Source organism: Cobetia sp. (assembly GCF_983723665.1).
The window spans coordinates 33,756-38,628 of sequence record NZ_CFDJES010000008.1; the positions used below are offsets into that span (position 1 = coordinate 33,756).

A 4,873-nucleotide genomic window follows, 5' to 3' on the forward strand; every position below is an offset into this window, starting at 1 on the left:
GCTCTGGCTCATGAGGTCGCTCTGGCTCATGAGATCGCTCAGCGCCGCGACGATCTCTTCCGGCTCCAGCATGCGGCCCGCGCCCACGTCGCCACAGGCCTGTTCGCCGCTGGCCGGGCCGAGCAGCGTCCAGCCGTCGGCACTGAGCTGGCGGGCGTTGCGCTGGGTGGCGGGGTGCGCCCACATGGCCTGATTCATCGCCGGGGCCATCACCCAGCGCGCGCTGTTGGCCAGGCACAGGGTAGTGAGCAGATCATCGGCATGGCCATGCACCAGGCGGGCCATCAGATCGGCGGTGGCAGGCGCGATCAGGATGACCTCCGCCCAGCGTGCCAGCTCGATATGCCCCATGCCGGCCTCGGCCTCGGGGTCCAGCAGGGAGGTGTGCACCGGATTGCCCGACAACGCCTGCAAGGTCAGCGGTGTAATGAAGGCTTGAGCCCCTTCGGTCATGGCGATGCGCACTTCACAGCCCGCCTTTTTCAACAGGCGGGTGATCAGAGCGGCCTTGTAGGCCGCGATGCCGCCACTGATGCCCAGCAGAATGCGCCGTCCGGCGAGTGAATGCATGGTGTGTCCTGCGTCCCTGATGCGTCGATTGCTACGCTCGCGCGTTTGCCCTCTACCATATCACCGTGATGCAACCTTGCGTAGCGCCGCTGGCCCGCGACGCCGAGTGTCGCCATGGTCCATGCGAGCGCTCGCTTCATGGGGCGGGAGCTGTCATCAGGTGGCATGCAGGGGCCAGACGCAGACCCACGGGGCGGCAAGCGTTGATGCTCACAATGGCGAAAGAGACGGCATCTGACCACGCTTCTCATGCTTTGGACTGTCAGCCACTCGGGGCGACAGGTGATGGGAGAAGAGTGCATGGGGATTCGAGAGTGGCCGGTCGGGGAGCGTCCGCGCGAGAAGCTGTTGTCGTCAGGGGCAGGGGCCTTGTCAGATGCCGAGCTGCTGGCCATCTTTCTGCGCGTGGGCATAAAAGGTCGCTCGGCGGTGGATCTGGCGCGCGACCTGCTGAATACCTTCGGCGGTCTCAGGCCATTGCTGGAGGCGACCCAGCAGGACTTCTGCGCCGCGCGCGGACTGGGTGACGCCAAGTATGTGCAGCTGCAGGCTTCGCTGGAGCTGTCGCGTCGCCATCTGGAGAGCCTGTTGATGCGCGGGGCCGCCCTGACATCGCCCCTGCTGGTGCGGCGCTATCTGTCCTCGCATCTGCGCGATCTGCCGCATGAGGTGTTCGCCGCGTTGTTTCTCGACAGCCAGCATCGCGTCATCCGCTTCGAGACACTCTTCACCGGCACGCTGGATGCCGCCGCCGTCTACCCGCGCGAGGTGGTCAAGCGGGCGCTGGCGCTCAATGCCGGCGCCCTGATTCTGGCCCACAACCATCCCTCCGGCGTCGCGGAGCCCAGCGAGGCCGACCGACGCATCACGCAGCGCCTGGAAGAGGCGCTGGGGCTTTTCGATATTCGCGTGCTGGATCACTTCGTGGTCGGAGACGGCGAGGTGGTCTCGTTTGCCGAGCGTGGCTGGCTCTAGTTGGGGCGTCGAGGAGGCTGAGCCGCTGAGTGCTCGATGACGGCACAGCCCCCGCCAGATGCGGTCGCCGCTGGCGTGAGAAATGCGCAGGGATTGCAAACCAGGGCACTGGTTGTGGTAATGTTGCGCCTCCCGTATCACCCACCACAGAATTCGCGACCACTCTGGCCGACATTGGCTGAGTGAAGCGTTTGGCTGAGAAGCGTCTGTACCGATGTGACACGTCGGGCATGGGCGTGCTGGCGAAAAAAATCCGTATAGGACGTGCTTTCACGTTCCTCTTCGGGTAAAATGCTGCGCCTGCACGTTCCAGCACCCGAAAGCTTGTCTTCCGGAACGGACGTAAACACTTTGAAATCAGGGCATGAGGCGGCGCCTGCCACTTCCGGTTTGCCCGACAGGTTTTGAACAACTTAGCCAACGCAGCGGTTGGAGGCTCCAATGTCCAAAGTATGTCAGGTTACCGGCAAGCGCCCGGTGACTGGTAACAATGTTTCTCACTCCCAGCGCAAGACTCGTCGCCGGTTCCTGCCGAACCTGCACACCCACCGTTTCTGGGTTGAATCCCAGCAGCGCTTCGTCAAGCTGCGCGTCTCTACCAAGGGCATGCGCATCATCGACAAGAAGGGTATCGACGAAGTCCTCAAGGACCTCACTGCACGTGGCGAGCGCTTCTAAACACTAGAAGACAGCCCCTGTAGCAATGGCAACCGAGCCGAGGGCAACGCTCTCAATCGTTCGGTGAATGCGACTGTGGAAGGAAACTGAAAATGCGTGACAAGATCAAGTTGGTGTCAAGTGCCGGTACTGGCCACTTCTACACCACCGACAAGAACAAGCGTAACACTCCGGACAAGCTTGAATTCAAGAAGTACGATCCGGTCGTTCGCAAGCACGTGATGTACAAGGAAGCCAAGATCAAGTGATCTTGTCTCCCGCCAGCGTGCTGTCGGAACCCTCGAAAACCCGGTCCTGACCGGGTTTTCGAGTATCTGGATGTCGCTGTTCTGGGCATCCTGCAACAGGGTGGCGGCTTCTGTCGTCACCCTGTTGTGCGTCTGGCGGTCAGTCGAGGAGAGAACATGCCCGAATTACCGGAAGTCGAGACGACCCGTCGCGGTATCGCGCCGCTGGTCGAGGGCCAGGAGGTCACCGAGGTGATCGTGCGTCAGCCGCGTCTGCGCACCCCCGTGCCCGGCGAGCTCGCCGAATGGCTGGTGGGTCAGCGTTTCGGCACGCTTGCGCGTCGCGCCAAGTACCTGCTGTTGCCGATCGCCGATGGCCATCTGCTCTGGCACCTGGGCATGTCCGGTAGCCTCAGACTGGTGCCCATCGGCACGCCGCCACGCACGCATGATCATGTCGATGTCGTGCTCGGCAACGGCCATGTGCTGCGCTATCACGATCCACGTCGCTTCGGCTTCGTCGACTTCGTGCGCGGTGACCCGCATGCCGATACGCGCCTGGCGCGACTCGGTCCGGAGCCGTTGTCCGATGCCTTCAATGGCGAGCACCTCTTTGCGCGCTCCCGCAAGCGCCGCGTGGCGATCAAGCCGTTTCTGATGGACAACGCCAATGTGGTGGGCGTGGGCAATATCTACGCCAGCGAGGCGCTGTTCATGGCGGGTGTCGACCCGCGCCGTCCTGCCGGTGAAGTGACGCGCGAGGAATGCGAGCGCCTCGCCAACGCCGCCAGCAGCGTGCTGGCCGCGGCGATCGCCCAGGGCGGTACCACGTTGCGTGACTTCGTCGGCGGAGATGGCAAGCCAGGCTACTTCGCGCAAAGCCTCAACGTCTACGGGCGGGGTGGCGAGCCATGCCGCGAATGCGGCCACGAGATCATGAGTCTGGTGCTGGGCCAACGCGCCAGCTGCTTCTGCCCGTATTGTCAGCGCTAGCGGCGAGCCGCATCAGACCACTGCTTGACCGGGGGCTCCGTGACCGGGGCCGCCATGACGACTAGAATAGGCCCGTTCGGGCGCGTCCTGTCGTCGTCCTGTCCCTTCCTCTGCTTTCTGGATATTTCCCGTGACTGAACGTCTGCGCCTGAAGAAGAATGCTGATCGCCGCCTCAAGGCCGGCCATCTGTGGCTGTACTCCAATGAAGTCGATACCGTCGCGACGCCGCTCAAGAACTTCGAGCCGGGCGCCCAGGCCATCATCGAGGCCAGCAATGGTCGTGCGATGGGTGTTGCCTACGTCAACCCGAACTCGCTGATCTGCGCGCGCATCGTGTCGCGCAACCCGGAACAGCGTCTGGATCGCTCGCTGCTGGTGCACCGCTTCAACCAGGCGCTGTCGCTGCGCGAGAGCCTCTATGACAAGCCGTTCTATCGTCTGGTCCACGGCGAAGGCGACCTGCTGCCGGGCCTGATCGTCGATCGCTTCGGCGACGTGCTGGTCTGTCAGCTCAACACCTTCGGCATGGAGCGTCTGGCGGAAGTGATCGTCGATGCGCTGCTCAAGGTCGTCAAGCCGACAGCCATCGTGTTCAAGAACGATTCCAGCGGTCGCCGTCAGGAACAGCTCGAGCGCAACGTCGAAGTCGTCTATGGCGAGCTGCCGGAAAGCGTGCTGCTGGAAGAGAACGGCGTCCAGTTCACGGCGCCGGTACTCGATGGCCAGAAGACCGGCTGGTTCTACGATCACCGCGCCAACCGTGCCTGGTTGAACCGTCAGGTCGAAGGCAAGCGCGTGCTGGACCTGTTCAGCTACGTCGGTGGCTGGGGCGTGCAGGCGGCGGCGCATGGCGCCAGTGAAGTGCTGTGTGTCGATGCTTCCGGCGCGGCACTCGAGCGCGTCTCGGGCAACGCCGTGCTCAACGGTGTCGAGGACCGCGTCTCCATCGCGGAATCGGATGTCTTCGAGGCCCTCTCGGCTCTGCGCGCGGAAGGCGAGCAGTTCGACGTCATCATCGCGGATCCGCCCGCCTTCATCCGCAAGCGCAAGGACATCACCAACGGTGAGCGCGCCTATGCACGCCTCAACCGTGAAGCCATGCGCCTGTTGGGTCGTGACGGTCTGCTGATGTCCGGCTCCTGCTCCATGCATCTGGCGCCGGAGCGCCTGATGGATGTGGTACGTGGCGCCGTGCGTCACCAGGACCGCCACGGTCAGGTCATCTTCCAGGGCCATCAGGCCAGCGACCACCCGGTGCACCCGTCCATCCCCGAGACGTCCTACCTCAAGGCCCTCGGTGTGCGCGTCTATCGAGACTGATGACGCCTGACGGCTACCAGGACTGATGGCTGTGCCATCCGGCATCGACGACAACGCCGCCCTTCGGGGCGGCGTTGTCGTCTGTGGCTTGTGAGTCGTCTGTGGCTTG

At 63.5% G+C, this 4,873-nt stretch carries 6 protein-coding genes; 5 read left to right on the plus strand and 1 reads right to left on the minus strand.

Annotation, left to right across the window (positions count from 1 at the left end; translation table 11 throughout):
- The coding region (locus AC4FAH_RS01975; RefSeq protein WP_490245592.1) for a flavoprotein at window positions 1-570 on the minus strand (570 nt) is incomplete at its 3' end.
- A gap of 300 nt (window positions 571-870) precedes the next feature.
- Here AC4FAH_RS01975 and radC point away from each other — a divergent pair.
- The 5 genes from radC to AC4FAH_RS02000 all read left to right on the plus strand — a co-directional run bounded on the left by radC (window position 871) and on the right by AC4FAH_RS02000 (window position 4,764).
- Window positions 871-1,545, plus strand: a complete 675-nt coding sequence (radC, locus tag AC4FAH_RS01980; protein WP_043336272.1) for a RadC family protein — start codon at window positions 871-873, stop codon at window positions 1,543-1,545.
- A gap of 441 nt (window positions 1,546-1,986) precedes the next feature.
- On the plus strand, window positions 1,987-2,223 hold the full coding sequence (gene rpmB / locus AC4FAH_RS01985) for a 50S ribosomal protein L28 (protein WP_043336270.1): 237 nt from the start codon (window positions 1,987-1,989) through the stop codon (window positions 2,221-2,223).
- Window positions 2,224-2,315: 92 nt separating this feature from the next.
- The gene (rpmG, locus tag AC4FAH_RS01990; RefSeq protein ID WP_016417370.1) at window positions 2,316-2,471 is read left to right on the plus strand and encodes a 50S ribosomal protein L33; all 156 of its coding nucleotides are present in this window, start codon (window positions 2,316-2,318) and stop codon (window positions 2,469-2,471) included.
- A gap of 156 nt (window positions 2,472-2,627) precedes the next feature.
- Entirely contained in the window at window positions 2,628-3,443 is an 816-nt protein-coding gene (gene mutM / locus AC4FAH_RS01995; RefSeq protein ID WP_043336268.1) for a bifunctional DNA-formamidopyrimidine glycosylase/DNA-(apurinic or apyrimidinic site) lyase, read from the plus strand.
- A gap of 130 nt (window positions 3,444-3,573) precedes the next feature.
- Window positions 3,574-4,764, plus strand: coding sequence for a class I SAM-dependent rRNA methyltransferase (locus AC4FAH_RS02000; RefSeq protein ID WP_043336266.1), 1,191 nt, complete (start codon window positions 3,574-3,576; stop codon window positions 4,762-4,764).
- Window positions 4,765-4,873 lie beyond the last annotated feature (109 nt).